This is a genomic window from Mesorhizobium sp. RCC_202 (assembly GCF_041355295.1).
Taxonomy (GTDB): Bacteria; Pseudomonadota; Alphaproteobacteria; order Rhizobiales; family Rhizobiaceae; genus Mesorhizobium.
Genome location: NZ_JBFUPO010000015.1, coordinates 1 through 25,391 on the forward strand (window position 1 = coordinate 1; position 25,391 = coordinate 25,391).

33 protein-coding genes are annotated in these 25,391 nt (G+C 64.4%); 16 read left to right on the plus strand and 17 right to left on the minus strand.

Translation table 11 applies throughout. The features are described from left to right. Window positions 1-96: 96 nt before the first annotated feature. Window positions 97-1,107 carry an NAD(P)H-quinone oxidoreductase gene (locus AB6802_RS26670; protein WP_371013192.1) on the minus strand — a complete coding sequence of 337 codons (1,011 nt, stop codon included), beginning with the start codon at window positions 1,105-1,107 and terminating at the stop codon, window positions 97-99. Between the two features lie 111 nt (window positions 1,108-1,218). On the opposite strand from AB6802_RS26670, the gene AB6802_RS26675 reads away from it, so the two are divergent. From AB6802_RS26675 to AB6802_RS26685, 3 genes are all read left to right on the plus strand, one after another. Beyond that, window positions 1,219-1,413 (plus strand): DUF1192 domain-containing protein, encoded by a 195-nt coding sequence (locus tag AB6802_RS26675; RefSeq protein ID WP_371013193.1) that lies wholly within the window; start codon window positions 1,219-1,221, stop codon window positions 1,411-1,413. A gap of 81 nt (window positions 1,414-1,494) precedes the next feature. Then, window positions 1,495-2,742 carry an MFS transporter gene (locus tag AB6802_RS26680; protein WP_371013194.1) on the plus strand — a complete coding sequence of 416 codons (1,248 nt, stop codon included), beginning with the start codon at window positions 1,495-1,497 and terminating at the stop codon, window positions 2,740-2,742. Between the two features lie 32 nt (window positions 2,743-2,774). After that, entirely contained in the window at window positions 2,775-3,050 is a 276-nt protein-coding gene (locus AB6802_RS26685; RefSeq protein WP_371013195.1) for an ArsR/SmtB family transcription factor, read from the plus strand. A 6-nt stretch (window positions 3,051-3,056) separates the two neighbouring features. Here the strand turns inward: AB6802_RS26685 and AB6802_RS26690 are convergent, their stop codons facing one another. From AB6802_RS26690 to AB6802_RS26715, 6 genes are all read right to left on the minus strand, one after another. Further along, entirely contained in the window at window positions 3,057-3,545 is a 489-nt protein-coding gene (locus tag AB6802_RS26690) for an SRPBCC family protein (RefSeq protein ID WP_371013196.1), read from the minus strand. 18 nt (window positions 3,546-3,563) lie between these two features. Further along, complete coding sequence (locus AB6802_RS26695; RefSeq protein WP_371013197.1) at window positions 3,564-3,938, minus strand: nuclear transport factor 2 family protein; 375 nt, start codon at window positions 3,936-3,938, stop codon at window positions 3,564-3,566. Between the two features lie 49 nt (window positions 3,939-3,987). Further along, window positions 3,988-4,461 carry an SRPBCC family protein gene (locus AB6802_RS26700; RefSeq protein WP_371013198.1) on the minus strand — a complete coding sequence of 158 codons (474 nt, stop codon included), beginning with the start codon at window positions 4,459-4,461 and terminating at the stop codon, window positions 3,988-3,990. Between the two features lie 11 nt (window positions 4,462-4,472). Beyond that, window positions 4,473-4,799: an ArsR/SmtB family transcription factor gene (locus AB6802_RS26705; protein WP_371013199.1), complete on the minus strand. Its 327-nt coding sequence runs from the start codon at window positions 4,797-4,799 to the stop codon at window positions 4,473-4,475. A gap of 6 nt (window positions 4,800-4,805) precedes the next feature. Then, on the minus strand, window positions 4,806-5,462 hold the full coding sequence (locus AB6802_RS26710) for a glutathione S-transferase family protein (protein WP_371013200.1): 657 nt from the start codon (window positions 5,460-5,462) through the stop codon (window positions 4,806-4,808). A 91-nt stretch (window positions 5,463-5,553) separates the two neighbouring features. Further along, entirely contained in the window at window positions 5,554-6,375 is an 822-nt protein-coding gene (locus AB6802_RS26715) for an alpha/beta fold hydrolase (protein WP_371013201.1), read from the minus strand. Window positions 6,376-6,467: 92 nt separating this feature from the next. On the opposite strand from AB6802_RS26715, the gene AB6802_RS26720 reads away from it, so the two are divergent. After that, window positions 6,468-6,986 carry a winged helix-turn-helix transcriptional regulator gene (locus AB6802_RS26720; protein ID WP_371013202.1) on the plus strand — a complete coding sequence of 173 codons (519 nt, stop codon included), beginning with the start codon at window positions 6,468-6,470 and terminating at the stop codon, window positions 6,984-6,986. Between the two features lie 32 nt (window positions 6,987-7,018). Here the strand turns inward: AB6802_RS26720 and AB6802_RS26725 are convergent, their stop codons facing one another. The 3 genes from AB6802_RS26725 to AB6802_RS26735 all read right to left on the minus strand — a co-directional run bounded on the left by AB6802_RS26725 (window position 7,019) and on the right by AB6802_RS26735 (window position 8,733). Continuing rightward, window positions 7,019-7,420, minus strand: a complete 402-nt coding sequence (locus tag AB6802_RS26725) for a hypothetical protein (RefSeq protein WP_371013203.1) — start codon at window positions 7,418-7,420, stop codon at window positions 7,019-7,021. A gap of 267 nt (window positions 7,421-7,687) precedes the next feature. Then, on the minus strand, window positions 7,688-7,870 hold the full coding sequence (gene rpmF / locus AB6802_RS26730) for a 50S ribosomal protein L32 (protein ID WP_006203806.1): 183 nt from the start codon (window positions 7,868-7,870) through the stop codon (window positions 7,688-7,690). Window positions 7,871-8,025: 155 nt separating this feature from the next. Further along, window positions 8,026-8,733 (minus strand): biosynthetic peptidoglycan transglycosylase, encoded by a 708-nt coding sequence (locus AB6802_RS26735; protein ID WP_371013310.1) that lies wholly within the window; start codon window positions 8,731-8,733, stop codon window positions 8,026-8,028. Window positions 8,734-8,861: 128 nt separating this feature from the next. On the opposite strand from AB6802_RS26735, the gene AB6802_RS26740 reads away from it, so the two are divergent. Next, complete coding sequence (locus tag AB6802_RS26740; protein ID WP_371013204.1) at window positions 8,862-9,779, plus strand: polyprenyl synthetase family protein; 918 nt, start codon at window positions 8,862-8,864, stop codon at window positions 9,777-9,779. 25 nt (window positions 9,780-9,804) lie between these two features. Here AB6802_RS26740 and AB6802_RS26745 read toward each other — a convergent pair whose 3' ends face one another. After that, complete coding sequence (locus AB6802_RS26745; RefSeq protein WP_371013205.1) at window positions 9,805-10,698, minus strand: LysR family transcriptional regulator; 894 nt, start codon at window positions 10,696-10,698, stop codon at window positions 9,805-9,807. Between the two features lie 104 nt (window positions 10,699-10,802). Between AB6802_RS26745 and AB6802_RS26750 the strand changes: the two genes are divergently transcribed. From AB6802_RS26750 to AB6802_RS26765, 4 genes are all read left to right on the plus strand, one after another. After that, a complete protein-coding gene (locus AB6802_RS26750; RefSeq protein ID WP_371013206.1) occupies window positions 10,803-11,537 on the plus strand; it encodes an SDR family oxidoreductase in 735 nt (244 codons plus the stop codon). A 23-nt stretch (window positions 11,538-11,560) separates the two neighbouring features. Continuing rightward, entirely contained in the window at window positions 11,561-12,469 is a 909-nt protein-coding gene (locus tag AB6802_RS26755) for an SDR family oxidoreductase (protein WP_371013311.1), read from the plus strand. A 2-nt stretch (window positions 12,470-12,471) separates the two neighbouring features. Then, the gene (locus AB6802_RS26760; RefSeq protein WP_371013207.1) at window positions 12,472-12,690 is read left to right on the plus strand and encodes a 4-oxalocrotonate tautomerase family protein; all 219 of its coding nucleotides are present in this window, start codon (window positions 12,472-12,474) and stop codon (window positions 12,688-12,690) included. A gap of 170 nt (window positions 12,691-12,860) precedes the next feature. Continuing rightward, window positions 12,861-15,194 (plus strand): response regulator, encoded by a 2,334-nt coding sequence (locus AB6802_RS26765; protein ID WP_371013208.1) that lies wholly within the window; start codon window positions 12,861-12,863, stop codon window positions 15,192-15,194. Window positions 15,195-15,204: 10 nt separating this feature from the next. Here the strand turns inward: AB6802_RS26765 and AB6802_RS26770 are convergent, their stop codons facing one another. From AB6802_RS26770 to AB6802_RS26790, 5 genes are all read right to left on the minus strand, one after another. After that, window positions 15,205-15,957, minus strand: coding sequence for a Stf0 family sulfotransferase (locus tag AB6802_RS26770; protein WP_371013209.1), 753 nt, complete (start codon window positions 15,955-15,957; stop codon window positions 15,205-15,207). Between the two features lie 39 nt (window positions 15,958-15,996). Then, on the minus strand, window positions 15,997-16,548 hold the full coding sequence (locus tag AB6802_RS26775; protein ID WP_371013210.1) for a chloramphenicol phosphotransferase CPT family protein: 552 nt from the start codon (window positions 16,546-16,548) through the stop codon (window positions 15,997-15,999). Window positions 16,549-16,578: 30 nt separating this feature from the next. After that, window positions 16,579-17,439: a transglycosylase SLT domain-containing protein gene (locus tag AB6802_RS26780; RefSeq protein WP_371013211.1), complete on the minus strand. Its 861-nt coding sequence runs from the start codon at window positions 17,437-17,439 to the stop codon at window positions 16,579-16,581. Between the two features lie 4 nt (window positions 17,440-17,443). Next, a complete protein-coding gene (gene ispG, locus AB6802_RS26785; RefSeq protein ID WP_371013212.1) occupies window positions 17,444-18,694 on the minus strand; it encodes a flavodoxin-dependent (E)-4-hydroxy-3-methylbut-2-enyl-diphosphate synthase in 1,251 nt (416 codons plus the stop codon). A 253-nt stretch (window positions 18,695-18,947) separates the two neighbouring features. Further along, on the minus strand, window positions 18,948-19,127 hold the full coding sequence (locus tag AB6802_RS26790) for a YdcH family protein (RefSeq protein ID WP_371013213.1): 180 nt from the start codon (window positions 19,125-19,127) through the stop codon (window positions 18,948-18,950). A 234-nt stretch (window positions 19,128-19,361) separates the two neighbouring features. Between AB6802_RS26790 and AB6802_RS26795 the strand changes: the two genes are divergently transcribed. Next, the gene (locus AB6802_RS26795; RefSeq protein WP_371013214.1) at window positions 19,362-19,565 is read left to right on the plus strand and encodes a YdcH family protein; all 204 of its coding nucleotides are present in this window, start codon (window positions 19,362-19,364) and stop codon (window positions 19,563-19,565) included. Window positions 19,566-19,589: 24 nt separating this feature from the next. Here AB6802_RS26795 and AB6802_RS26800 read toward each other — a convergent pair whose 3' ends face one another. Further along, a complete protein-coding gene (locus AB6802_RS26800; RefSeq protein WP_371013215.1) occupies window positions 19,590-20,393 on the minus strand; it encodes an IclR family transcriptional regulator in 804 nt (267 codons plus the stop codon). Window positions 20,394-20,514: 121 nt separating this feature from the next. On the opposite strand from AB6802_RS26800, the gene AB6802_RS26805 reads away from it, so the two are divergent. The 6 genes from AB6802_RS26805 (at window position 20,515) to AB6802_RS26830 (ending at window position 25,367) form a co-directional block, all read left to right on the plus strand. Continuing rightward, window positions 20,515-21,387, plus strand: coding sequence for a transporter substrate-binding domain-containing protein (locus AB6802_RS26805; protein WP_371013216.1), 873 nt, complete (start codon window positions 20,515-20,517; stop codon window positions 21,385-21,387). Window positions 21,388-21,505: 118 nt separating this feature from the next. Beyond that, window positions 21,506-22,171 carry an amino acid ABC transporter permease gene (locus AB6802_RS26810; protein ID WP_371013217.1) on the plus strand — a complete coding sequence of 222 codons (666 nt, stop codon included), beginning with the start codon at window positions 21,506-21,508 and terminating at the stop codon, window positions 22,169-22,171. 1 nt (window position 22,172) lies between these two features. Beyond that, window positions 22,173-22,823 (plus strand): amino acid ABC transporter permease, encoded by a 651-nt coding sequence (locus AB6802_RS26815; RefSeq protein WP_371013218.1) that lies wholly within the window; start codon window positions 22,173-22,175, stop codon window positions 22,821-22,823. A 4-nt stretch (window positions 22,824-22,827) separates the two neighbouring features. Then, complete coding sequence (locus AB6802_RS26820) at window positions 22,828-23,637, plus strand: amino acid ABC transporter ATP-binding protein (RefSeq protein WP_371013219.1); 810 nt, start codon at window positions 22,828-22,830, stop codon at window positions 23,635-23,637. A gap of 42 nt (window positions 23,638-23,679) precedes the next feature. Continuing rightward, window positions 23,680-24,141, plus strand: a complete 462-nt coding sequence (locus AB6802_RS26825) for a RidA family protein (protein ID WP_371013220.1) — start codon at window positions 23,680-23,682, stop codon at window positions 24,139-24,141. Between the two features lie 20 nt (window positions 24,142-24,161). Then, on the plus strand, window positions 24,162-25,367 hold the full coding sequence (locus AB6802_RS26830) for an aminotransferase class V-fold PLP-dependent enzyme (protein WP_371013221.1): 1,206 nt from the start codon (window positions 24,162-24,164) through the stop codon (window positions 25,365-25,367). The last annotated feature ends 24 nt before the right edge of the window (window positions 25,368-25,391 follow it).

Below are 25,391 nucleotides of genomic sequence, written 5' to 3' on the forward strand. Positions count from 1 at the left end.
CTCCCCTACTCCCTTACTCCCCTACTCCCTTACTCCCCTACTCCCTTACTCCCCTACTCCCTTACTCCCCTACTCCCTTACTCCCCTACTCCCCTCTCAACCCACATCGAGGACGATCTTGCCGATATGCTCGCCGTCTTCCATCCGTTCATGCGCTCGCCAGGCTTCGGTCAGCGGAAAGATCATGTCCATGACCGGAGCCACCTTGCGCGTGCTGAGCAGGGGCCACACCTGCGCCTCGAGCGCGGCGGCGATCGCCGCCTTGAATTCCACGGTGCGCGGTCGCAGCGTCGACCCGGTGTGGGTGAGGCGCTTGACCATGATCCTGGAGAAATCGGCGCTGGCCACCGCGCCGGCCTGCACGGCGATCTGCACGATGCGCCCTTCGACGGCCGCGGCCTCGTAGTTGCGCGCGACGTAATCGCCGCCGACCATGTCGAGGATGACGTCGGCGCCCTTGCCGCCGGTGGCGTCCTTGACCGCGGCGACGAAATCCTCCTCGCGATAATTGATCGCACGGTCGGCGCCGAGCTTCAGGCAGGCGTCGCATTTCTCCTTGCTGCCGGCCGTAGTAATGACAGTGGCGCCGAAGGCCGAGGCCAGCTGGATCGCCGTCGTGCCGATGCCTGACGAGCCGCCATGGACGAGCAGCGTCTCGCCCTTCTTCAGGCCGCCGCGCTCGAACACATTGTGCCACACGGTGAAGTAGTTCTCCGGCACCGCCGCGGCTTCCGTATGAGTGAAGCCGGCCGGCAGCGGCAGCACGCTGCCGGCATGCACCTTGACATATTCAGCATAGCCGCCACCCGGCGTCAGCGCGCAGACGCGGTCGCCGATGCGCCAGCGCGAGATCTCGTCGCCAAGTGCCGCCACCTCGCCCGACGCCTCCAGGCCGGGCAAGTCCGAGGCGCCCGGCGGCGGCGGATAGGCGCCCTTGCGCTGCTGCACATCCGGCCGGTTGACGCCGGCGGCGTGCACGCGGATCAGCACCTCGCCGGGACCGGGCACCGGCACATCGCGCGTTTCAGCCTTCAGCACCCTGGGGCCGCCCGGCTGCGAGATCGCGATGGCCGTCATCTTTTCCGGAATTTTGTGACCACTCGCCATTGTCATCCTGTCTCCATTTACCGGTGTGTCGCCAGTCGTTTGCATCAATAGCCCCGCCCTATGTATGCTCATTGCCAAATCAGGCAAATGGCCAAAAAGGGAGGAGCGACGATGGCGATCTTCGACGACGAACCCAGGAAAAAGGCGCGCCCGCACGAGATCGGCCAGGATCTGTCGCTGCTGTCCGTCGGCGAACTGACGGAGCGCATCGCGTTGCTGCGCGAAGAGATCGCCAGGCTGGAAGCCGAGGCGGCGGCCAAGGGCGCCACCAAGTCCGCCGCGGACGCGCTGTTCCGCCGCGGATAACCGCGCCGCTGTACGGAACTGCCGCCGAAAAGCCCCAATACGCCTGTCTTCAGACACCTGCGCCCGAATCCGGATCAAGCGATGTTTGCAACCTACCGACCGATCCTCTCGCTGCTGCGCGGCACCGCGTTCCTGCTGGCCGCTTCAGGCCTGCACGGCCTGCTTTTGCCTCTGCGCGGACAGATCGAAGGCTTCTCGACCGCCTCGCTCGGCCTGATGGGCACGGCCTGGGCCGGCGGCTTCGTCGCCGGTTGCTTCTTCGCCCCGCGCCTGGTGCGCCGCGCCGGCCACGTCCGGGCTTTCGGTGCCTTCGCCGCGTCCGGCGCCATCGTCGCGCTGCTCACCGGCCTGATCATCGACGAATATTTCTGGATCGCGTTGCGCGCCTTCACCGGCTTCACTATGGCCGGCGCCTTCATGGTCATCGAGAGCTGGCTGAACGAGAAGGCGACCAACGAGAACCGCGGCACCGTCTTCGGCCTCTACATGATGGTCACCTATGCCTCGATCATGGGCGGCCAGATGATCGTTGCCGGCGGCGATGTCAGGTCGGCCTCGCTGTTCATGATCACCGGCATCCTGTTCTGCCTCTCGCTCATCCCGACCGCCGTATCGACGCAATCGACGCCGAAGCCGTTGCAGGACGTCAAGCTCGACGTCAAAGGCCTCTACGCCAATTCGCCGGTGTCGGCGGTGGCTTGCCTGCTGATCGGCATCGCCAATGGCGCCTGGGGCACGCTGGGCGCCGTCTACGGCGCCCGCATCGGCATATCGACGGCCGAGATCGCGCTGATGATGAGCCTGGTGGTCATAGCCGGCGCGGCCATGCAGCTTCCGGCCGGGCGGCTCTCCGACACCACGGATCGCCGCTTCGTTCTTGCCGGCGCCGCTTTCGGCGCGGCGCTGGTCGCGATCCTGCTTTTCCTGATCTCGCCCCGTTCCGCGATTTTCGTCATCGTGCTGACCGCCGCCTATGGCGGCTTCGCTTACACGCTCTATTCGATCGCCGTGGCGCATGCCAACGACCACGCGCGGGCCGAGGATTTCGTCAAGGTTTCGGGCGGCCTGTTGCTGCTCTACGGCTTCGGCACCATGATCGGTCCGCTGCTGGCCGCCGCCTTGATGGGATGGGTTCGTCCTGAAGGACTGTTCCTTGCAACCGCGCTCGCGCATCTCAGCCTCGCCGGCTACACGCTGTTGCGCATTCGCGCCCGCGCGCCGGTGCCCATCGAGAACCGCGACGCCTTCAAGACGCAGCCTTCCGAGCGCGCCGTCACGCCAGAAGCCCTGCGGCTCGATCCGCGCAGAAAGGTTGAAACCAATGGTTGAGATTCGGAACACTTTGCCCCACAAATAAAGGCATGATGTTTTCCGACGCCTTCATGGCGATAGCCGATCCCAACCGGCGCTATCTCTTGGAAGAACTCCGGCGCGGCCCGAAGACGGTGAATGAATTGGCGGCGGGACTGCCTGTATCGCGCCCCGCCGTCTCCCAGCATCTGAAAGTCCTGCTCGACGCCGGCCTGGTCAACGCCAAGGCCGAAGGCACCAGGCGCGTCTACACTGTCAGCACCGCCGGTTTCCTCAGGCTCAACATCTGGCTCGACCAGTTCTGGGAAGTATCGCCCGGGGAATGATGATTTTCACGAGCGCGGCCAACAACCGGCTTTGTCAGATTGACCGCAAAGCGTCGCCCAGCATGTCGAGCAGGATGTTGGTGCCGTGCTCGCGCGTTGCCGATGTGTCGTGGCCGTCGAGAACGCGCCCTGCTCGGTCAGCACCAGCCGTGTGCCGGCGCCTTCCGGCCGCAGCTCCATCGTCGCCAGCGACACCGAGATGCGCGTGTCGCCGAACAGCATGTCATAGCTGTAGACCAGGCGCTGGTTCGGCACGATATCGAGATAGGTGGCGGTGTAGGTGTGGACCGGCCCGTCCTTCGGCCCGCCGCTGTTGACCTCCTGGCCGCCGACACGGAAATCCATCCGGTAGCTGTCACGCTGCGGATTTGACGGATCGCCGAACCAGCGCCTTTTGGCCTCGGCGTCGGTCAAGGCGAAATAGACCTTGGCCGGCGCTTGCGGGTAGACGCGCTCGATGATGAAGGTGGAATGGACGACGGATCGTTCGGTCATGGACTGGTTCCTCGTTGGTCAGGTCGATTGCGGCAGCGGGACGAAGGCGCCGTCGCGATAGGCGGCGCCGAAATAGACTTCGACGGCGCGAAGCCGGTCGCCGGTGAACAGGTGCAGTTCGGTGTTGCGGAAGGTTTTGCCGTCCAACGTCTCGCAACGGTAAAGAACAAAGGCCGCGTCATAGTCCTCGCAAATCCGCTCGATCGCCATCGATCGGAAAACCGGGCTTTTCGGCCAGCAGCGCTCGAAATAGGTCGCCGCGTCGATGGCGTCGTCATAAGGACTGGTGAAGCTGAAATCGTGCGTCAGCACCGCCGCGACGACGTCGCGCTCCCCCGCCTGGTAGGCGGCGAAATAGCGGCGGATCAGCTCCGCCCGGTTTTTGGCAGCCATGTCTTCTCCTCTGCTTGATGGGTTGGCCAAGGCAGGCTGGCGGCCGGCTTTATGCCTCGACCGGCAGTCGAGAGAGTTCCGCGACAAGATTGTCGAGGCTCGCGCCGAGCCCTTCGCGGCTGCCGGCAATCATGTCCTTGCCGCCGAGCGCCGTGATCTGATCGGTGAGCACCAGCCGGGTGGATGTTCCGATGGCCTGCAGCTCGACCGTGATCAGCGAAATGGAAAGCTTGTTCCAGCCTTCTGAAACGACCTCAGCCGAGATGATGCGATGACCCGGTTCGATATCGAGATACCGGGTCTCGACCCGGTAGATCAGCTTGCCGCGCGGTCCGCAGCGACTGACGTCCACACCGCCGACCCGAAAATCCGCCTTGTCGTAGACCAGCTCCACCGATGGCGAAGGCCTGCCCCAGCGTTTTCGCGCTTCGACGTCGGCAAAGGCCTGGAACACCCGTGCCGGCGCGGCGGCGTAGCTGCGCTCGAGCACGACCGTTGCATGGGTAACGGAGCTTTCGGTCATCATCGCCTCCTTCATTCCGTTTCAGCCAGGAAATCGCCCAAACGATCGAGCCGACGCTCCCAGGAGAGCCGCCGCTCGTTGATCCAGTGCTCGGCCGCCTGAAGCGCCTTCGGCTCGATCTGGCAGGTCCGCACCCGGCCGATTTTTTCCGTCCGCACCAGACCGCTCGCCTCGAGCAGGTTGAGATGCTGGACCACCGCCGACAGCGACATCGCCAGCGGCTCGGCCAGCTGGCTGACCGAAGCCGGCCCGCGCGACAGCCGCTCCACCATGCTGCGCCGCGCCGGATCGGCGAGCGCCTGGAACATCAGGTCGAGCTGGGCGGGATCGTGCAGCATGGCGCTTTAGCCGTTGTTGTAAGGGAAGAATTTGAAATAGGGCTGCGCCTCCTCGACGACCCGGGCGAAAGACGGGCGCGCCAGCAGACGGTCGTGGTAGCGCTTCACCGCCGGGAAGCTGTCGCCGAAGGGTTCGACCTTGTTGGCGTAGAACAGCGCCGGTGAAGCGGCGCAGTCGGCCATGGTGAAGGCCTCGCCGACTGCCCAGTTCTTCTCGTTCATGTCCCTTTCGATGATGTCATAGGCATTGCGCAGTTGCGCACGCGCCTCCTCGACCCCGAATGGATCGGTCTTGTCCTGCGGCCGCAGCCTGTCGCCGACGATCTTCTGCATCGGCGCCTGCACGTAGAAATCATAGAAGCGGTCGGCCTGACGGACCTGGAGGGCAAGGTCGACATCGTCGGGCACCAGCGCGACCGGCCCTGGATAATGCGCCGCCAGATACTCGATGACGATGGTCGATTCCAGCACCGTGCGGTCACGCGCGTCGTCGCGCAGCGCCGGCATCTTGCCGGTCGGCGATACCTTCAGGAAAGCCGACCGCGAAGCCTCGTCGCCAAGGTCGACAATCGCCGGCTTGAACGGCGTTTCGTTCTCGTAGAACGCAATCAGCGGCTTCCAGCAGAAGGAAGCCAGCGGGTGGAAATGAAAGGTCAGCGACATTCTCGGCTCTCTTTGTCGTCGGGGCGTTCGATCAACACTGAAGTAACTACTTAACTATTGCGGCGTGCTTGCCGCGTCAAGGGCGCGGCTATCAGCCATGTGCCGCGATGGCTTCGATGATCTGCGGCCAGTCGTCTTGATGCAGCTCGTGGCCGCCGCCTTCGATCTCGACCAGCCCGGCGCCGGGAACGGCCTTGGCCAGTGCGGCGCCATGTTCGACCGGGAAGATCGGATCGGACGTGCCATGGATAACGAGCAGCGGCACAGTGAGATCCGTTATGCTGCGCTTGGGACCGCCACCCTTGAGCGTGAAATGGTTGGTCGCGCTGGCGAAACCGCCTGAGCGCTCATAGTCGGTGACGATCAACTTCTGCGCCCTATCCGCATCGAACGGGTGCAGAGTGCTGGCGAGCGCGCGCGCATCCTTAGCCATATAGGCAAGCACTTGGGTCCGATCGGACCAATCGACGTCGCCGCCTTCGGCCGCATGCTGGCCATAGGCCGCGGTCATTCCGGGCAGGCCGGACGTATCGACGCCGAGCGGCGAGCTGGAGATCACGGTGAGTGCCGTGACGCGCGCCGGATATTTGAGCGCAACGGTCTGCGCGATCATCCCGCCCATCGACATACCGACGATATGCGCCTTGGCGACACCATGGTCGTCGAGCACGCGCACGGCATCGTCCACCATGTCCTCGAATGTGTAGGGCGGCGCGCAGGCTGCGTATTTCGTCGACAGGCCGGTGTCGCGATTGTCGTAGCGGATGACGAAGCGGCCGTGCCCGGCAAGCTGCCGGCAGAACGCTTCGGGCCACCAGAGCATCGAGGCCATGGCGCCCATGACCAGCAGGATTGCCGGATCGGTCGGGTTGCCGAACGTCTGCGAAACGATTTCCGGGCGTTGTGCCGACATGGTCTATGCTCCTCCACACCAGTTGCGTTTTGCAATCGGTTGCACGATAATCAAACTGATATCATAATGCAACTGGTTTCTTGGAGATGGTCATGAAAACCGAGCACCGGTCCGGTTGCCCGATCAATCTGTCGCTCGAGGTCTTCGGCGATCGCTGGAGCCTGATCATCCTGCGCGACATGATCTTTGGCGGCAGGCGTCATTTCCGCGAACTGCTCAACGGCTCGATCGAGGGCATCGCCTCCAACATCCTGGCCGACCGGCTGAAGCGGTTGATGGAGCTCGGCATGCTGACCAAGGCCGACGACCCCAGCCACAAGCAGAAGGCGATCTACAGCCTGACCGAGATGGCGATCACGTTGGTGCCGATCATGGCGCATCTCGGCGCCTGGGGGCGCGTCTGGCTGCCGGTGAGCGAGGAGCTGTCGATCCGCGCCGAGCTTTTGGAAAAAGGCGGCGCGCCGCTATGGGAGCAGTTCATGGACGAACTGCGCCACGAGCACCTTGGCGTGCCGCTGAAGACCCCGCCCGGAACGCCAGGCGTACGCCAGCAACTGCAGGCGGCTTACCTGGCGGTGGTCGCACGAAAGGCCGAAGCGGCCGCCGGCTGACAGCATCCGACGGGCTCTCCACAGCATGTGCCCTAATTCAAATTGATATCCCGGCTGGCCGACCGCATCGACACCGAAAAACCCGCCAGCACATCGAACAGCGCGATGACCATCAGCGTGAAGAAGACGGAGTGCGCCGCGCCCTTGACCAGCAGGAACTCGACCAGGAAGGCGATGAAGACCAGCGTCGACAACAGATGATCCATGATCGAGGCATTGGTGGTGCGCACCGATTTTGAGATCTCGATGAACAGGAAGATCAGCCCGATCAGCACCATCAGGTCGCCGAGCGTCATCGAGAAGACGCCACCCGACATCATGCGGAAGGAGAACATCTCGGTCATCCAAGGATCGTCGCCGCCGCCGAACAGGCCGAGCAATCCGAGATTGTAGAGGACGAAAGGCACGATCAGCAGCGGGATGGCACCAAACATCTGGGCGTCTCCAATGGGGGCACCCATTTTGTAGAATGCGGCGCGGGCGCGCCGTCAAGATTTTTCGAGTGCGTCGTCGAACACGCTGTAAGACCTAATGAAATAACGATGTCAGCCGGTTGCCGGGCTGAGCGAGCGACCGCTCAGGGATTGAGAACGCCAAGGCGCGCCGCGTGCCGGCGTTGGTCTCACGAACAGGCAGCCGCCAAAAACAAAAAGACCGGCCAGAGGCCGGTCTTTTGAAACGTCACAAACCGTGGAAGCTTCTCAGCTTTCCTTCGGCTCCAGAACCTGGCGGCCGCGATACATGCCGGTCTTCAGGTCGATGTGATGCGGGCGGCGCATTTCGCCGGAATTCTTGTCCTCGACATAGGTCGGGGCCTTGAGAGCGTCGGCCGAGCGGCGCATGCCGCGCTTGGACGGAGAGGTTTTTCTTTTTGGAACGGCCATGGATATGCTCCACTACATGGTCAAAATGCCTCGACAACCCTCGCGAAAGGGCCGCATCGAGGCCATAATCTGAGAAAGTCGGGTGCCTATACACGCCTTGCGCCGTTTTGGCCAGCGCTGGCCGTGAATTTTTTTGAGCCGGCGCCTGGCTTACGCTAATCCAGGCAACCGACATAGGCGCCCGACCTGCCGGCGCGCCGTTCGATCAGCGAAGCCAGACGCCGTAAACCAGGCCCCGGCTTGGCCGGATTGCGCGCGATCGGATTGGGCAAGGTCACGGCAAGCAGGGCCGCCTGCCGGCGCGACAATTGCTTGGCCGAGACGCCGAAATGATGCTGGGCGGCGGCTTCGATGCCGTAGATGCCTGGGCCCCACTCGGCGATGTTGAGATAGATCTCCATGATGCGGCGCTTCGACATCACCGCGTCGAAATAGACGGCCAAAGGCAATTCGACCACCTTGCGCACGCTGCCCAGCGGTCGTGACCACAAGAACAGGTTCTTCACCGTCTGCATGGTGATGGTGGAGGCGCCGCGCGTCGCCTCGCCGGCCAGCGCATCGTCGACCACGCCGCGCAATTCGCCGAGGTCGACGCCCCGATGGAAGCAGAACTGTCCGTCCTCCGACATGATCACCGAATGCGCCAGCACTGGCGCAACATCGTCGATCGACACCCAGCGCCGGTCGTAGCCGGAGAAGGTCACGAGATCCTTGATCATCAGCGTCGAGATCGGATGCACGAATGACGGCAGATAGAGGAAGGTGAGGATGGCCGGAATAGCGGCCAGCACGATTGCCGCGACCAGGCAGCGCCGGCCGACGCGCTTCAGACCGGCGCGGTTCAGGCGCCGCGGCCGCGCCATATCCAGCCCTTCGCTTTCATATTCGACGATCGGTTCCGTCAAGCCGCCCCACCCGTGCCAAGCACCCTTCGGCATAAAGGCGCGCGCCTGCTTGCGCAACGTCTGAGTGTCGGCTACCGCTCGCGGCCATGCTGAAAGACGACAGAACCGCCTTCGAAACCGCGCTTTTCGTGCGCGCCGCCGCAGTCGAGGCTGAGCTGCGCCGGATCCTCGAAGCGCGGCCGCTGTCGGGCGAGATCGAACGGCCCGAGCGCCTGATGGCCGCCATGCGCCATGGCGTGCTCAACGGCGGCAAGCGGCTCCGCCCGTTTCTGGTGATGGAAAGTGCCGCGCTGTTTGCGGCCGATGGCGAGGCCGCACTTCGAGTCGCCGCGGCGCTGGAATGCGTGCACTGCTATTCGCTGATCCATGACGATCTGCCGTCGATGGACAATGACGATCTGCGCCGTGGCCAGCCGACCGTGCACAAGGCTTTCGATGAGGCGACCGCCATCCTGGCCGGCGACGCGCTGCTGACCATGGCCTTCGACATCCTGGCCGATGAGGCGACGGCGCTGCCGGCCGAGCGCCGCGCCGCGCTCGTTCTGGCGCTCGCCCGCGCGGCCGGCGCCGGCGGCATGGTCGGCGGTCAAGTGCTCGATATCGAAGCCGAACGCAAGCGCCCGGACGAAGCCGGCATCATCCGCCTGCAGGCGATGAAGACCGGCGCGCTGATCCGCTTCGCCTGCGAGGCCGGCGCGATTGTCTCCGGCGCGGCGCCGTCGGATCGCGAAAGGCTGGCCGAATTCGGCTCGGCCATCGGCCTGGCCTTCCAGCTTGCCGACGATTTGCTCGACCTCACCGCCGACGCCGAGCAGATGGGCAAGGCGACGAAGAAGGACGCCGCCGCCGGCAAGGCGACGCTTGCCTCGCTGCATGGTCCGGACTGGGCCCGCGAGCAGCTCCACGGCCTCATCGACCAGGCGCACGCGCTGCTCGAGCCCTATGGCGAGCAGGCGGGGATGCTCAAGGCCGCCGCGACGTTCGTGGCGACCCGCAACAGCTGAGAGCGACGTCGGCCCGATCCGGCCCCTACAGCCTTGCCTCGGCGAAGATGCGCGACGCCCATTCCAGGAAAGCGCGCAGCCGTGGCGCGAGCTGTCGGTTCTGCGGGTAAAGGGCGAACAACGGCGTCGGCGTCGGCGGAAAATCTCGCAACACCTCGACCAGCGTCCCGTCCGCCAGATCCTGTTCCAGCCGATAGCGTGGCGCCTGCAGCAGCCCGAAACCCAGGCGCGCCAGCGCGGCCGCGGTGTCCGAATTGTTGACTCGCACCCGGCCCGGTAGCGCCACCTGCCGTACCTTCCCGCCGACCGTGAATTCCAGCGGCAGGATTTCGCCGGTGCGTGAGGAAACAAAGCCGACGGCCTGATGGCCCTCCAGCGCGTCGGGCGATGCCGGCACTCCATGACGCTTCAGATAGAGCGGGCTCGCGCAGGTGATTTCGCTGATCGTCGCCAGCCGCCGCATGATCATGCCGCTGTCTTGCGGGTCGCCAGCGCGAATGACGCAATCGACGCCTTCGCGCACCAGATCGACCAGCCGGTCGCCCTGGCCGATATGCAGATCGACCTGCGGATAGCGTTCGAGGAAGGCTGGCAAATCCGGCAGCAGGAAGCGCTGCGTGAGCAGTGGATGCGCATCGATGCGCAACAGGCCACGCGGCTCGGCGCTGCGGAACCCGGCCTCGGCATCCTCGACTTCGCCGAGGATCGACAGGCAGCGCTCGTAATAGGCCTGCCCGTCGAGCGTCGTGGCGACGTGGCGCGTGGTCCGGTCCAAGAGCCGCGTCCCCAGATGATCTTCCAGCTGCTTGATCGCCTCGGTCGCGGTCGAGCGCGGCAGGCCGAGATCGGCCGCCGCAGCGGTGAAATTGCGCCGCTCCACCACGCGCACGAAGAGCCGCATCCTGTCGAGTCGATCCATCGGCGATTGTTCGCTCCACCCGAATACTGCTGTCAATAGGCGACCGATTATCCGGATGAGGCGGTGGTCTATATCCGTCTCACAACAACGAACGGAGATCGATCATGCAGAAGACAAGAACAGCGATTGTGACCGGCGCCTCGCGGGGCATCGGCGCGGCGATCGCCAAACGGCTCGCCCAGGAGGGCGTTGCCGTCATCGTCAATTACGCGCGTGGCAAGGACGCCGCCGACGCGATCGTCTCGGCCATCGAAGCCGCCGGCGGCAGCGCCATCGCGGTCCAGACCGATATCGGTGAACCGGCCGGCATGGCCGCTTTGTTCGACGCGGCCGAAAAGGCTTTCGGCGGCGCCGACATCCTCGTCAACAACGCCGGCATGATGAAGCTGTCGCCGATCGCGGAAACCGACGACGCTGCGTTCGAGCGCCAGCTCGCCATCAATCTCGGCGGGCCATTCCGCGGCATGCGCGAAGCTGCAAAGCGCCTGAACGATGGCGGACGGATTATCAACTTTTCTTCAAGTGTCGTCGGCTTCTACCAGCCGTCCTATGGCGTCTATGCAGCGACCAAGGCGGGCGTCGAAGCCATGACGCATATCCTGGCCAAGGAGCTTGGACCGCGCCGCATCACGGTCAACGCCGTAGCACCCGGCCCGGTCGACACCGAGCTCTTCATCGATGGCAAGAGCCCCGGGCAGATCGAGGCGATAACCAAACTCATCCCGCTCGGCCGCCTCGGCCAGCCCGATGATATCGCAGGGCTCGTCGCCTTCCTCGCCGGTCCCGACAGCCAATGGGTCAACGGCCAGGTCATCCGCGCCAATGGCGGCGCAATCTGAATTTCAAGGAAGAGACAGAGGCTATCATGCAGCAGACAATTCTCATCACCGGCGCGTCGAGCGGCTTCGGCGCCATGACGGCCAAGGCGCTCGCACAAGCCGGTCACCGGGTCTATGCCTCGATGCGCGATCCCCAGGCGCGTGGCGGCGCAGCAGTAGCCGAAATCGAAAGGCTGGCCCGCGAGGAGAAGCTGGCGATCAGCGCCATTGCGCTCGACGTCTTGTCGGAAGCCTCGATCGAGGCAGCCGTCAAAACCATCGTCGCGGAAGCCGGCCGGATCGACGTCGTCATCCACAATGCCGGCCACATGGTGTTCGGGCCGATCGAAGCCTTCACGCCGGAGCAATTGGCAGCGCTCTACGACGTCAATGTCGTCGGCACCCAGCGTGTCAACCGCGCGGTGCTGCCGCATATGCGCACGCTCGGCCAGGCGCTGATGATATGGGTCGGATCGAGCAGCACGCGCGGCGGCACGCCGCCTTTCCTCGCGCCATACTTCGCCGCCAAGGCGGGGATGGATGCGCTGGCGCAAAGCTACGCACTGGAACTCGCCCGTTTCGGCATCGAGACCACCATCGTGGTGCCGGGCGCGTTCACAAAAGGCACGGAGCATTTCGCCCATTCCGGCAAGCCCGCCGACACCGAGCGCGCCGCCGCCTATTGGTCAGGACCTTATGCCGGCGTGGACGACAAGGCGCTCAACGGCCTTGCCGGGCTCGAACCCGCCGACGCCGATCCGGCCAAAGTCGCCGAGGCCATCGTCGATCTCGTCGCGACACCGCATGGCCGCCGGCCGTTCCGCGTCCACATCGATCCGTCCGATGACGGCTCGACCATCGTCAACGGCGTCGCCGACCGCGTCCGTGCGCAGCTTCTGGAGCGCATCGGCCTCGCCGACCTCCTCCACCCATCAAACCCGAAAGGAACCTGAAAATGCCCTTTGCCAACTTCAAGACGCCGCAGGCCGCACTCACCAGGGCGCAGAAGGAAGACCTCATCCACCGGACCACGCAGATGTTCGTCGACTATTTCGGCGAGGCAGCGCGCCCCTACACCATGGTGCTGATCGAGGAAGTTCCCGACGGCGGTTACGGCCGCGCCGACGAAGTCTTCATCCTGCCCGACGCCTATCGGGCGAAGGATATTGCCTGACTTGAACGGGGCGAGCCGCTTGTCGAGTGGCTCGCCCTTCAAGCGAATGCAGGACAGTGTGCCGTTTTGATTCGCCGACACTTCATCATCATGGCGGCGCCAACGAAATCTTAATGTAAATGAAGCGTAATCCCGGCCATTAAAATTGTGCGTATGTGTTGGGGTTGCGCATGCCGGAATACTCTTCCTTTCTCCGGTCGATCCGGATCCGCTACATTTCAGGATTGCTGATCTTCGCGTTGGCTTCGGCCGCCGTGATGTTTGCCCTGAACCGGGTCAACACCTACCGCCACGAGGTCGATGCCCTCAGCGGCAATTTCGTCATCTTCGCCCGTGACCTGCGCAACGCCACCAATTTCGCCGAGACGACGGGAACGGCCTGGCGGGCCGAGACGCGCGAGGCGCTGACGACCGCCGCGCGCGGCCATGCCGAACGCCTGACGGGCGAGATCGAAATCCTCAACGCGCAGCTTGCCGCGATCAGGTCGCGCCTGTCGCGCAACACCGTCAACGAACTCGACTCCGCTTCGGTGAACGGCGACCTGTTCTGGTCGGCCCGCGACATGGTGCGCAACTTCAACCTGATGTCGGTGGCCCAGAAGGTCGACGAATGGAGCTACCGCGAAATCCGCAACCAGAACGACCTCTTCGCCCAGCCGGTGCTGGTGCGCGTGCGCACCGCGTTCGACGAAGAGCGACGCCTGGCCGACGCGTCCAGCGACCGCCTGCTTTTGTGGGCAAGCGGCTTGCTGTTTGCCGTGCTTGCCATCGCCGGGCTGTGGATCTTCCGGCCGATGGAAAAGGCGATCCGCCGCGCCTTTACCGAAACCGCCGCATCGCTGTTCAAGGCCGAGGCCGCCGACCGCGCCAAATCCGAATTCCTCGCCAATATGAGCCATGAGATCCGCACGCCGATGAACGGCGTGCTCGGCATGGCCGAGCTGCTGGCCAAGACCGAGCTGACGCCGCGCCAGAAGACCTTCACCGAGGTCATCGTCAAATCCGGCAACGCGCTTCTGACCATCATCAACGACATCCTCGACTTCTCCAAGATCAACGCCGGCCAGCTGACGCTCGACCCGCACCCATTCCGCCTGGCCGAAGCCGTCGAGGACGTGGCGACGCTGGTGTCGGCGCGCGTCGCCGAAAAGAACCTGGAGCTCATCGTCCGCGTCGACCCGCGCCTGCCGGCCTTCATCGTCGGCGATGCCGGCCGCTTCCGCCAGATCGTCACCAACCTGCTCGGCAATGCGGTGAAGTTCACCGAGAAGGGCCATGTGCTGATCGATGTCGGTGGCGATGTCGTCGACGGCGTCGTCCAGCTCAAGGTCCGCGTCGAGGACACCGGCATCGGCATCCCCGCCGAGAAGCTGCAGAACGTGTTCGAGAAATTCGCCCAGGTCGACGGCTCCTCGACCCGACGCCACGAAGGCACGGGCCTTGGCCTGGCGATCGCGGCCCGCCTTGTCGACCTGATGGGCGGCAAGATCGGTGTCGAGAGCGAGATCGGCCGCGGCTCGGTCTTCTGGTTCGCCGTGCCGGTGCCGGCGCACAATCAGCAGGCGCGCGACGAGCTGGTGCCGGTCGACGTCACCGGTGCCCGCGTGCTGGTCATCGACGACAACCCGGTCAATCGCGAGATCCTGCTGGAGCAGCTCAGAAGCTGGAGCTTCGACTGCGCGGCCGCCGAAAGCGGCGCGGTTGGCCTCGCCTTCCTCGACCGCGCCTGCCAGCTCGGCGCCACGGTCGACTGCATCATCCTCGACTACCAGATGCCCGGCATGAACGGCGCCGACGTCGCGCGGGCCCTCTCCGCCGACAGCCGGTTGGCCGCGATCCCGGTGGTGCTGCTCACCTCGGTCGACCAGGTCGATTTCGGCAAGATGGTGATCGATTTCGGCATCGTCGCGCATTTGACCAAGCCGGCGCGCTCGGCGGTGCTGCTCGGCACCGTGATTTCCGCCATCCAGAAGGCGCGCACGCAGGGCGGCAGGGCGCATTTTGTGCGCGAGCCGGTCACGCACGCGCCGCAGCCTCCCGCCTTCACCGTCATTCGCGGGCCGGCCGTGCCCGTGCCGCCGGCGCCGGAATCGACCGCAACGCCGAGCGGCCCCATCGACATCCTGATCGCCGAGGACAATGAGGTGAACCAGCTGGTCTTCGGTCAGATCCTCAACGGCTTCGGCCTCAGCTACCGCATCGCCGGCAATGGCCGCACCGCGGTCGAGATGTACCGGTCGCTGCGCCCGCGCCTGGTGCTGATGGATGTCTCGATGCCGGAAATGAACGGCTATGAGGCGACACGCGCCATCCGCGCCAGCGAGGAGCAGAGCGGCAGCCACACGCCGATCATCGGCGTCACCGCGCATGCGCTGAAAGGCGACCGCGAAAAATGCATCGAGGCCGGCATGGACGACTACCTGCCGAAGCCGGTATCGCCCGACCGCCTCGGCGCCAAGATCGGCACCTGGCTCAGCGAGACGGTGACCGCGAAGACGGCGTGAGCACCGTCTTTCAGACGACCGCGTCGACCCGATAGCGGCGCATCCAGTCGAGGCTTGTGGCGTCGGATAGTTTGGCGACGCCCGGCTTTACATCATCGGCGTTCGGAGATTGAACGCCGAGCGTCTCGCAGATGGCGATCAATGTCGCGGCCGGATCGCGTGAAAGGTACTCATAGCCGATCCGCAGCGGCTCGATCTCCTGTTCGGCGAACCATGTGTTCCAGGCCGTATCATAGGCTTCGAGCTCGCCAACCATGTCCTTGATGCGGCGAAAGTCATAGCGAGGCTCTCCGGGCGGCCCCACCCTTTCGATCTCGGTGCCGTCGGGAGCGACATGCCAAAGGCCGGTCTGCTCGGCTTTGATCAGCGAGACGGCCTGCGCGAGCTTGTCCTCGCGCGATAGGTGCATGTAGAGGGTCCGGCCGAAGGCCTTGCCGAAGCGCGCCTTGTCCGAGGCAAACCCGGGATAAATTTGGTCGAGGATCGCCGATAGCTCATCGAGATTTTCCCGCATCAGGCGCAGGCCGAATATGTCCGTCCCGCCCTTGCCGGCCGCGATGGCCGCTTCGAGATAGCCGACGTTGAAGTCGAGCTCGCTCATCGTATGGCTGGCGGGGAGTCCCCAATCCTCGGCCCATTCCATGATGTTCTGCCGGCGATAGAACGAATGCGGCTCGCCCATTCTTTTGGTCGAAGTCAGAAGATCGCATAGCAAGGTGCTGCCGGTCCTCGGCGTGCCGCAGATGACGTATGCGTCGAACATTGTACCCGCCGCTCGCTGGAGCCGAATGATCCCGGCCGCCTATAGCCGAAATTGCCGTTGGATGCGAAGGGCGCATTCCTGCACCGAAAGCAGGCTGGTATCGACTTCGAGATCGTAGCGCATCCCGTCATGCACGCGCTCGAATTGCCAGCGGGCAAGCCCGGGCGACCTGTCTGCGCGCGCGCCTTCGCGGGCTTCGAGCACGGCGAGCGGGGCGAACACGCCGACACGGAAAACCTCGAAATCGCCAAGCAACGCCTGATAGTGCGCCATCTCGCCGCCAACCATCACATCGTCGACGATCAGATTGTTGCCCTGGCGCGCCATGGCCGCGATGGCGTGCCGCATGCCTTGCATCAATCGTCTGCCGACAGGACCGGCCTCGATAACGACGGATGGCTTGCCACTCTCCGAACCGGCCTCGTAGGCGAACCCAGGCATGTTCTCCTGCAATGCTTCCGGCAGCATCTCCAGGAAGGCGTCCATCGCCACATGCAGGAAGGGCTCGGCGGTTATCGCCTGCAGCGCTTTGGCGATCGAACTCTTGCCCGCGCTGCCGACACCGTTAAGCAAGACGATCTTGGCTGTCATTTGAGACTGTCCCCCAGAGTCGGGCCGCCATTACCGATTGCGCAGAACCACGCAAGCGCCGCCGACGCCGTGCAGCTTGCCGCAGATGCCGTCCGCCTCGGCGCGCGAATCGGCGCCGATCCTGACCGCGTAGATGCCGCGCCTGCCGATCGGCGTGCGCACGCGGCTGACCACCGGGTCGTGGCTGGCGAGCAGCGCCGGGAAGCGGCTGCGCACCCTGAGCCACTGGTCGATCGCCGCCGAGCGGCGGAAATTGCCGGCGATCTGCACGCCCCAAGGCTTGATGTTGATCGAGGCCATGGCGACCGTCTGCGACATGATCACCGGCAGTCTGCGGCAGGCGACGGCAAAGCTCAACTTCGGATCGAGCGGCTGGATGGTGCCGGCATAGGAGGTGTCGGAAAACTTGTCGACCGGCTCGCCCATGACGTCGAAGACATAGCTCTCCGTCTCCATCGGCAGGAAGCCGCCGGAATCCAGCCAGCGCGACACGCGGTTTTCGCCGGCATTGTAGGCCGCAGCGGCAAGGCCGAGATTGCCATAGCTTGCCTTCATCTCGGCCAGATATTTCGCCGAGGCGGGGAGCGCCTGCTCGATATCGAAGGAGTTGGCCAGGCCACGCATCTTGGCGGTGCCCGGCATGAACTGCGCGATGCCCTCGGCGCCGACCGGGCTCACCGCGTTGGGGTCGAAGCGACTTTCCTTCCAGATCAGCCGGGCGAAGAAATCCCTGGGCAGGTCGTTCTTGCCGGCCTCGGTGTCGATCAGGTCGCAGACCCGGTTGATCAGCCGCTTGGCGGCGGATCGCGACTGCGGCGGGTCGGCGAACGCGCCCGTCACCCCGCTTAGACCGCAAAGCAAGGCCAGGATCACCGTGAGAAGACGGTGCATCAGCCTACTCGGCCGCGGCTTTGCCGTGTCCGTAGCGCTGGTCGATATAGTCGGCGACCATTTTCTCGAAATCGGCCGCGATCGAGGGCCCGCGCAGCGTCGCCGCCTTCTTGCCGTCGACGAACACCGGCGCCGTCGGCGTCTCGCCGGTGCCGGGCAGCGAGATACCGATATCGGCATGCTTGGATTCGCCGGGGCCGTTGACGATGCAGCCCATCACCGCGACCTTGAGGTTCTCGACGCCGGGATATTTCTCGCGCCAGACCGGCATGTTCTTGCGCAGGTCGGCCTGGATATTCTGCGCCAGTTCCTGGAACACGGTGGATGTGGTGCGCCCGCAGCCCGGGCAAGCGGCGACGATCGGCACGAACTGCCGGAAACCCATGGTCTGCAGCAGTTCCTGCGACACCTGCACCTCGCGCGTGCGGTCGCCATTCGGCTCCGGCGTCAGCGAGATGCGGATCGTGTCGCCAATGCCCTGCTGCAACAGGATGCCCATGGCGGCGGACGAAGCGACGATGCCCTTGGTGCCCATGCCGGCCTCGGTGAGGCCGAGATGCAGCGCATGGTTGGAGCGCGTGGCAAGCTCGGTATAGACGGCGATCAAATCCTGCACGCCGCTGACCTTGGCCGACAGGATGATCTTGTCGCGGCCAAGCCCGATCTCCTCGGCCATCTCGGCCGACAGGATCGCCGACTGCACGATCGCCTCGCGGGTCACTTCCTGCGCCGTCAGCGGAAAGCCCTGGGCCTGGTTCTGGTCCATCAGCCGGGTCAAGAGCTCCTGGTCGAGAGAGCCCCAATTGACGCCGATGCGAACCGGCTTGTCATGCTTGATCGCCATTTCGACGATCGCCGCGAACTGGCGGTCCTTCTTGTCCTTGAAGCCGACATTGCCGGGGTTGATGCGGTATTTCGCCAGCGCCTCGGCGCAAGCCGGATGGTCGGCCAGAAGCTTGTGGCCGATATAGTGGAAATCGCCGACCAGCGGCACATTGATGCCAAGCCGGGCCAGCCGTTCATGGATACGCGGCACGGCGGCCGCACTCTCATCGCGGTCAACCGTGATGCGCACGATCTCGGAGCCGGCGCGATGCAGCGCCGCGACCTGAGCGACGGTCTGGTCGATATCGGCCGTGTCGGTGTTGGTCATCGATTGCACGACGACAGGCGCGCCGCCGCCGACGACCACGCCGCCAACCGAAACGCCGACCGATGTCCGGCGCGCGAAAGGAGAGGAAAAATACCCGGTCATGCCGGCCGCCTTTTATCTGCAAGGTCCGGGCATGAGGTGGCGGAGCAAAGATGGCTTGTCAATGGCAAGCGACAGTCGGAACCGGCAAATTGCCTGCCCCGCGACCGGCAGCCACACCCTCAAAGATCTGCATCAGGCTGGCTGATACAGGCCTAAACAGTCGATGTATTGGGTAAAAGAACCAAGCCGGTGGCATTTCTTGCCACCGGAGGGTTACGCCGCGGCGGGTGCGGCTATGTCGCCTTGAGGAAGTTCAGTGCGAGGTCGGTTTCCCTTTCAGCTTTTCAATCTCGTCCTTGATTGCCAGCTTGCGTCGCTTGAGATTCACGATTTCGAGGTCGTCGACCGATGGATGGTTCATCGCATCGTCGATTTCGCGTTCGATATCACCGTGTTTCCGCTGCAACTCATCAAGATGGGATGCAAGAGACATGATTGGTTCTCCCTTTCATGGTTTCCTCGATTGCAGCCGTTCGCAGGCGCGTCCACCGCAGGTCGTGTCTGTGACGGCACGATGACAGTTTGCCACCAACCGATCTCGATGTCGAATGCCACGTGGTAGCATTCCACGACAATGTGAAATGTGGTAAGGCCTGCCCGCCGGTCCCAACCCACCGGTCCCGCCCAACCAGCCCGCCTTGGGCGTTGCAAGTGCAGACGGTAGATAATGTCCGAACAGGAACAGGCTGAAGTACGCCTAGAATACTCCCGGCTTAAACAGGAACACGCCGATTTCGACGCCGCGATCAACGCCATGATCGCCATGGCCTGCGACCCGCTTCAGATCCAGCGCATGAAGAAGAAAAAGCTGCTGCTGAAAGACCGGCTGACGGCGCTGGAAGACCGCATCATTCCCGACATCATCGCCTGAGGCGTCGGCGCTTCGACTTTCGCCCTATCCGCCAATCGACAGCCTGGCCGCGCGATCGCGCAACAACGCGATCAGCTCGCGCGTCCGCTCCTCATTTGTGTCGATCGGCACCACCAGGCACATCGTCGCCTCGACCTTTCCGGGCGCCGAAAACACCGGTGCCGCCAGGCATTTGGTGTAAGCGTCGACCAATCCGGACGTCACGCAATAGCCGGCGACGCGGGCCCTGCCTATGTCGCCGATGAAATCCTCGATATCGAGCTTGCGGCCGTCCGGCAGCACGAGATCGTCCTCCGCGATCATCGCTTCGATCCGGCCACGATCGAGGCCGGCAAGCAGCAGCCGGCCCGACGCCGTCCAGGGCAGCGGGATCTGCAGTCCGGTGGCCGAGCTGATGCGGAACGGCCGGGCGCCGGGGCTCGAATGGATTATGGTGTAGCGGCCACTCTGCAGCATGCAGAGTTCCGATGTCTCGCCCGTCTCGCGCGACAGCGTATCGACCTCCTGGCGGCCGCGCCGCAGCAAGTCGTTGCCGCGCATATAAGCCATTCCATAGAGGTACAGCTTCTTGCCGAAATAGACGCGGTTGCCGTCGCCTTCCATTTCCAAGAGCCCGGCTTCGACCAGCTCGCGCACCAGCGTGTAGGTGGTCGAGCGCGGCGCGTTGAGCCGCTTGGCCAGTTCACCGATGCCGATGGCGCGCTGGTTGCCATGCAGGAATTCAAGGATCTGCAGAACGCGGTTGAGGCCCTTTTCCCGCGAGGTCGCGAGCTTCTCCGGGCTCGCGTCATCCGCGGGCCATTCGGCCAGCACTTCGCCATCTTGCATTGTCGATTCCTAATGCTAGTATCTGTCTTGTACAGGATACACGCGTCTCTTGTAAGAGACAACTGCAGATTATGACGCGTGTATGCTGATCGATTGGGGAACATCAACAAAGGAGGTCGCCGTGAACGACACAACCGGCAGACGTGATTTTCTGAAACTGGGCATGGCCGGATTGGCCACCGCCGGCGCTTTGACCGCCATCAGCGCCGAGAAGGCGGCGGCGCAAGCCGCGTCGGACAGCGTGCTGCGCACCGCGCTCGACCGCGGCAAGCTGATCGTCGGCACCGGCAGCACCAACGCGCCGTGGCATTTCGAGAACGATGCCGGCGAGCTTGTCGGCATGGACATCACCATGGGCCGTATCCTCGCCAAGGGCTTGTTCGACGACCCGACCAAGGTCGAATTCGTGCCGCAGGATCCGGCGCAGCGCATTCCGAACGTGACGACCAACAAGGTCGACATCACCATCCAGTTCATGACCATGACGGCGCAGCGCTCGCAGCTGATCCACTTCTCGCGGCCCTACTATGTCGAAGGCGTGGCCCTTCTGACGCTGCCGGGCTCGGAGAACAAGACCTTCGACAAGCTGCTGGCGAACGGCGCCAACACGCGCATCTCGATCTTGCAGAATGTCGATGCCGAAAGCTCGGTGCATTTCGCCTTGCCGCAGGCGCAGGTGTTGCAGATCGACACCCAGGCCAATGTGCTGCAGGCGCTGGAATCGAAACGCGCCGATGCCGCCGCCGTCGACCTGTCGACCGTGCGCTGGCTCGCCTCGCGCAATCCCGACAAGTATTTCGATGCCGGCAAGAGCTGGTATTCGATGCTCTACGGCGCCGCCGTCAGGCAGGGCGATCTCGACTGGCTGACCTTCGTCAACCAGACCTTCACCATCGCCATGTTCGGCCATGAAACGGCGCTTTATGACGGCGCCTTCAAGGAATATTTCGGCCAGGAGCCGCCGGCCCGTCACCCGGGTTTCCCGGTCATCTGACCAGGAGCCATTCGATAAGGCAGGCGGAAGGCGACGCCTTCTGCCTGTTTTTCCCTCGACACCGGTTCGCGAGCGGCGGATCCTGGATCCGCCACGCCGAGCCATAGAGACGGAACGCATGGGCTATACGCTCAATTTCAACCTGATCTGGCGGCATTTCGACAAGCTGTGGGGCGGGCTGCTGCTCAGCCTCGAGCTTGCCGTGATCTCGATCGCCATCGGCGTCGTCATCGGCCTGGTGCTGGCGGTCTGGTATGTCTCGGCCGGCCGTGTCGTGCGCGGCGTCATCGCGGCCTATGTCGAGTTCATCCGCAACGTGCCGCTGATCCTGCTGGTCTATCTGGTCTTCTACGGCCTGCCGACGGTCGTCGACCTCGCCTACAGCGCCCAGACCTCTTTCGTGGCAACGCTCGCGCTCTACAGCGGCGCCTATCTGGTCGAAGTCTTCCGCTCCGGCCTCGAAGCCGTGCCGCGCGGCCAGCTCGACGCCGGCAAGGCGATCGGGCTGACGCCCTGGCAAAGGCTGCTGCATGTACGGCTGCCGACGATGATGCGCATCACGCTGCCGGCGCTCTCCAACACCTTCATCTCGCTGTTCAAGGATACCTCGGTCGCCTCCGTCATCTCGGTGCCGGAACTGACCTATGGCGCGCAGTGGATCAACTTCAACACCTTCCGTATCGTCGAGGTCTATCTCGTGGTGACGGCGATGTACCTGGTCACCGGCTACGTGCTGCTCTTTGCGCTTAGGCTGGTCGAGCGCTGGTACAGGACGGCGCGCTGAGATGCTTGGCCAGATCGCCTACGCCCTGCCCTTCCTCGCCCAAGGCTTCGCGCTGACGCTTTGGGTGTCTTTCCTGGTCGTCGTGCTGTCGCTGATCGCCGGCATCATCCTCGGCGCCGGCCTGGTCTACGGTCCGGCGCCCATTCGCTGGGCGGTGCGCATCTTCTCGGACACCATCCGCGGCATCCCGATCCTGGTGCTGATCTTCTTCGTCTATTACGGCCTACCGGCCGTCGGCGTGCACCTGCAGTCCTTCTGGGCCGCTGTCCTGGCGCTGACCTTGTTCAAGACGGCGCAGGTCGTCGAATATCTGCGCGGCGCGGTCGGCTCGATCCCCAAGGGCCAGTCGGAGGCGGCGATGGCGATCGGCCTGACCTTCCGCCAGCGGCTTGCCTACGTCATCTTCCCGCAGGCCTTTCGCCGCTTCCTGCCGCCGTGGATCAACGGCGTCACCGATGCGGTGAAGGGCAGCGCGCTGGTCTCGCTGCTCGGCATCACCGATCTGATGCAGGCGATCAACCAGGTCATCGGCCGCACCTATGAGGCGATGCCGCTCTATATCCTCGGCGCCCTGATCTATTTCGCCGTCAACTACGCGCTATCATATGCCAGCCGCAGGCTGGAACGGCGCTTTGCCTTCATCCGGGACTAGCACGATGGCCACAAGCTCCAACGACAAACCAGCGCTTCTCGATATTGCCGGGGTCTCGAAAGCCTTCGGCTCGGTCGAGGTGCTGCGCGCGGTCAGCCTGACGGTCGCCAAGGGCGAGGTGGTCACCGTCATCGGCCCGTCCGGCAGCGGCAAGACCACGCTTTTGCGCTGCGTCAACTTCCTTGAAAGCTATGACAGCGGCTCGATCCGCATCGACGGCAAGGAGGTCGGGTTTCGCCCCGGTCCTGCTCGTGACAGCGGCACACGCCAGCGGCGCAGCGAGGGCGACCTGGCCGCGATGCGCGCCGAAACCGGCATGGTCTTCCAGGGCTTCAATCTCTTCCCGCATCTGACCGCCGCCGGCAACATCATGCTCGGCCTCACCAAGGTGCGCGGCAAGAGCAAGGCCGAGGCGCGCACGATCGCCGAGCATTGGCTTGGCCGCGTCGGCCTCGGCCACAAGGCCGACAGCCTGCCGGCCGAGCTTTCCGGTGGCCAGCAGCAGCGCGTCGGCATTGCTCGCGCGGTGGCCATGGAGCCGAAAATACTGCTGCTCGACGAGATCACCTCCGCGCTCGATCCGGAACTCGTCGGCGAGGTGCTGGCCGTCGTGCGCAGCCTCGCCGAGGACGGCATGACCATGGTGATGGTCACCCATGAAATGGCCTTCGCCCGCGATGCCTCGAGCCGCATCGTCTTCATGGCCGATGGCGGCGTTTCTGCTGTCGGCCCGCCGAAGGAGGTTCTCGCCGCGGAAACCACCAACGAACGCCTCCGCACCTTCCTGGCGCGCTTCCGCGCCTCGCATTTTTAGAAAAAGCCGGACGGCTTTTGCCGTCCAAGGAGCAGCCTTCCCATGTCGCCTTACATCCGGCTCGCCGAACTCGGCCTGACCCTGCCCGAGCCGCCCACGCCCATCGCCAATTTCGTCACCCATGCCGAGAGCGGCCGGTTGATCTTCCTCTCCGGCCAAGGGCCGCTGCGCGCCGACGGCACGCTTTGCACCGGCAAGGTCGGCGACGATGTCACCGTCGCGCAAGCCTACGAGCACGCCCGCCTCACCGGCCTCAATCTGCTTGCCGTCATGCATGCGGCGGCGGGCGACCTCGGCCGCATCGTGCGCGTCGTCAAGCTGCTCGGCTTCGTCAACGCGACGCCGAATTTCAGCGATCACCCCAAGGTGGTCAATGGCTGCTCCGATCTGTTCGCCAACGTCTTCGACAGAATAGGCGGCCATGCGCGCTCGGCGATCGGCGTCGGCTCGCTGCCTGGAAACATCACTGTCGAAATCGAAGCGGTCGTCGAGATCGCGGCCTGACACCAACGGGATTAGCTCATATGAAAACCACTTCCTCCGCCGGCTCCAACACCACGATCCGCGAGCGGCTGGGCCTGCGGCCGATCATCAACGTCTCCGGCACGATGACGACGCTCGGCGCCTCGATCATCGTTCCCGAAGCGATCAGCGCCATGGCCGAGATCGCCTCGCAATGGGTGGAGATGGACGATCTGCAGCGCGCCGCGAGCGCGGTGGTCGCGCGCCTCACCGGCGGCGAGGCCGGCTTTATCACCGCCTGTTGCGCCTCCGGCATCACCATGGCGATCGCCGGCGCGATGACCGGCACCAACCTGCTGGCAATCGAACGCCTGCCCGACGATACGGAAGGTCTGAAGTCGGAGGTCGTCATCCAGCTCGGCCATATCGTCAATTACGGCGCGCCGATCGACCAGTCGATCCGCGTCGCCGGCGCCAAGGTCATTCCTGCCGGCACCGTCAGCGTCACCCAGGACTATCATGTGCGCGAGGCGATCAACGAACGCACGGCGGCCGCACTTTACGTCGTCGCCCATCACACCGTGCAATACGGCATGCTTTCGCTGGAGGAGTTCTGCGAGATCTGCCACGCCAAGGGCGTGCCGGTCGTCGTCGACGCGGCCTCGGAATACGATCTGCGCAGCTTCCTGGCGCGCGGCGCCGACATCGTCGTCTACAGCGGCCACAAATTCCTCTCAGGCCCGACCAGCGGCATCGTCACCGGCCGCAAGGACCTGGTGCGCACCGCCTATCTGCAGAACCGCGGCGTCGCGCGCGCCATGAAGGTCGGCAAGGAAAGCATCGCCGGCACCATGGCGGCGCTGGAAGCATGGGAAAAGCGCGACCATGCCGGCATCCGCCGGCGCGAGGAAGCGGCGCTCCATCTGTGGAAGGATGCGCTGCAGGGCATCCCGGGTATCGGCGCCGAGATCATTCCAGACCCGACCAACAATCCCCTCGACCGCCTGCAGGTCTTCGTCCATCCGCAAAGCCGCTTCACCGCCGCCGGCCTCGCCACCGCCCTTGCCGCCGGCTCGCCGCCCGTCATCGTGCGCAACCACGAGGTCGAGCGCGGCCATTTCTTCCTCGATCCATGCAACTTGCATCCCGGCGAGGCCGAGGTCGTGGCCGAGCAGCTGCGCGCCGCGCTGACGGCTAAGGAAAGGCCCGCGGATGCGATGAAGGTGGCCCGCAAGGATTCTTCCGGTTCGCTGCGCTGGCCGGACTGAGCGCCCCGGCAAGCGCGACATCCT

What these genes read in the sequence shown, in the direction of transcription:
- AB6802_RS26670 (WP_371013192.1), bottom strand. Translation starts at nt 1,107, where the DNA reads ATGGCGAGTGGTCACAAAATTCCGGAAAAGATGACGGCCATCGCGATC.
- AB6802_RS26675 (WP_371013193.1), top strand. Translation starts at nt 1,219, where the DNA reads ATGGCGATCTTCGACGACGAACCCAGGAAAAAGGCGCGCCCGCACGAG.
- AB6802_RS26680 (WP_371013194.1), top strand. Translation starts at nt 1,495, where the DNA reads ATGTTTGCAACCTACCGACCGATCCTCTCGCTGCTGCGCGGCACCGCG.
- AB6802_RS26685 (WP_371013195.1), top strand. Translation starts at nt 2,775, where the DNA reads ATGATGTTTTCCGACGCCTTCATGGCGATAGCCGATCCCAACCGGCGC.
- AB6802_RS26690 (WP_371013196.1), bottom strand. Translation starts at nt 3,545, where the DNA reads ATGACCGAACGATCCGTCGTCCATTCCACCTTCATCATCGAGCGCGTC.
- AB6802_RS26695 (WP_371013197.1), bottom strand. Translation starts at nt 3,938, where the DNA reads ATGGCTGCCAAAAACCGGGCGGAGCTGATCCGCCGCTATTTCGCCGCC.
- AB6802_RS26700 (WP_371013198.1), bottom strand. Translation starts at nt 4,461, where the DNA reads ATGACCGAAAGCTCCGTTACCCATGCAACGGTCGTGCTCGAGCGCAGC.
- AB6802_RS26705 (WP_371013199.1), bottom strand. Translation starts at nt 4,799, where the DNA reads ATGCTGCACGATCCCGCCCAGCTCGACCTGATGTTCCAGGCGCTCGCC.
- AB6802_RS26710 (WP_371013200.1), bottom strand. Translation starts at nt 5,462, where the DNA reads ATGTCGCTGACCTTTCATTTCCACCCGCTGGCTTCCTTCTGCTGGAAG.
- AB6802_RS26715 (WP_371013201.1), bottom strand. Translation starts at nt 6,375, where the DNA reads ATGTCGGCACAACGCCCGGAAATCGTTTCGCAGACGTTCGGCAACCCG.
- AB6802_RS26720 (WP_371013202.1), top strand. Translation starts at nt 6,468, where the DNA reads ATGAAAACCGAGCACCGGTCCGGTTGCCCGATCAATCTGTCGCTCGAG.
- AB6802_RS26725 (WP_371013203.1), bottom strand. Translation starts at nt 7,420, where the DNA reads ATGTTTGGTGCCATCCCGCTGCTGATCGTGCCTTTCGTCCTCTACAAT.
- rpmF (WP_006203806.1), bottom strand. Translation starts at nt 7,870, where the DNA reads ATGGCCGTTCCAAAAAGAAAAACCTCTCCGTCCAAGCGCGGCATGCGC.
- AB6802_RS26735 (WP_371013310.1), bottom strand. Translation starts at nt 8,733, where the DNA reads ATGGCGCGGCCGCGGCGCCTGAACCGCGCCGGTCTGAAGCGCGTCGGC.
- AB6802_RS26740 (WP_371013204.1), top strand. Translation starts at nt 8,862, where the DNA reads ATGCTGAAAGACGACAGAACCGCCTTCGAAACCGCGCTTTTCGTGCGC.
- AB6802_RS26745 (WP_371013205.1), bottom strand. Translation starts at nt 10,698, where the DNA reads ATGGATCGACTCGACAGGATGCGGCTCTTCGTGCGCGTGGTGGAGCGG.
- AB6802_RS26750 (WP_371013206.1), top strand. Translation starts at nt 10,803, where the DNA reads ATGCAGAAGACAAGAACAGCGATTGTGACCGGCGCCTCGCGGGGCATC.
- AB6802_RS26760 (WP_371013207.1), top strand. Translation starts at nt 12,472, where the DNA reads ATGCCCTTTGCCAACTTCAAGACGCCGCAGGCCGCACTCACCAGGGCG.
- AB6802_RS26765 (WP_371013208.1), top strand. Translation starts at nt 12,861, where the DNA reads ATGCCGGAATACTCTTCCTTTCTCCGGTCGATCCGGATCCGCTACATT.
- AB6802_RS26770 (WP_371013209.1), bottom strand. Translation starts at nt 15,957, where the DNA reads ATGTTCGACGCATACGTCATCTGCGGCACGCCGAGGACCGGCAGCACC.
- AB6802_RS26775 (WP_371013210.1), bottom strand. Translation starts at nt 16,548, where the DNA reads ATGACAGCCAAGATCGTCTTGCTTAACGGTGTCGGCAGCGCGGGCAAG.
- AB6802_RS26780 (WP_371013211.1), bottom strand. Translation starts at nt 17,439, where the DNA reads ATGCACCGTCTTCTCACGGTGATCCTGGCCTTGCTTTGCGGTCTAAGC.
- ispG (WP_371013212.1), bottom strand. Translation starts at nt 18,694, where the DNA reads ATGACCGGGTATTTTTCCTCTCCTTTCGCGCGCCGGACATCGGTCGGC.
- AB6802_RS26790 (WP_371013213.1), bottom strand. Translation starts at nt 19,127, where the DNA reads ATGTCTCTTGCATCCCATCTTGATGAGTTGCAGCGGAAACACGGTGAT.
- AB6802_RS26795 (WP_371013214.1), top strand. Translation starts at nt 19,362, where the DNA reads ATGTCCGAACAGGAACAGGCTGAAGTACGCCTAGAATACTCCCGGCTT.
- AB6802_RS26800 (WP_371013215.1), bottom strand. Translation starts at nt 20,393, where the DNA reads ATGCAAGATGGCGAAGTGCTGGCCGAATGGCCCGCGGATGACGCGAGC.
- AB6802_RS26810 (WP_371013217.1), top strand. Translation starts at nt 21,506, where the DNA reads ATGGGCTATACGCTCAATTTCAACCTGATCTGGCGGCATTTCGACAAG.
- AB6802_RS26815 (WP_371013218.1), top strand. Translation starts at nt 22,173, where the DNA reads ATGCTTGGCCAGATCGCCTACGCCCTGCCCTTCCTCGCCCAAGGCTTC.
- AB6802_RS26820 (WP_371013219.1), top strand. Translation starts at nt 22,828, where the DNA reads ATGGCCACAAGCTCCAACGACAAACCAGCGCTTCTCGATATTGCCGGG.
- AB6802_RS26825 (WP_371013220.1), top strand. Translation starts at nt 23,680, where the DNA reads ATGTCGCCTTACATCCGGCTCGCCGAACTCGGCCTGACCCTGCCCGAG.
- AB6802_RS26830 (WP_371013221.1), top strand. Translation starts at nt 24,162, where the DNA reads ATGAAAACCACTTCCTCCGCCGGCTCCAACACCACGATCCGCGAGCGG.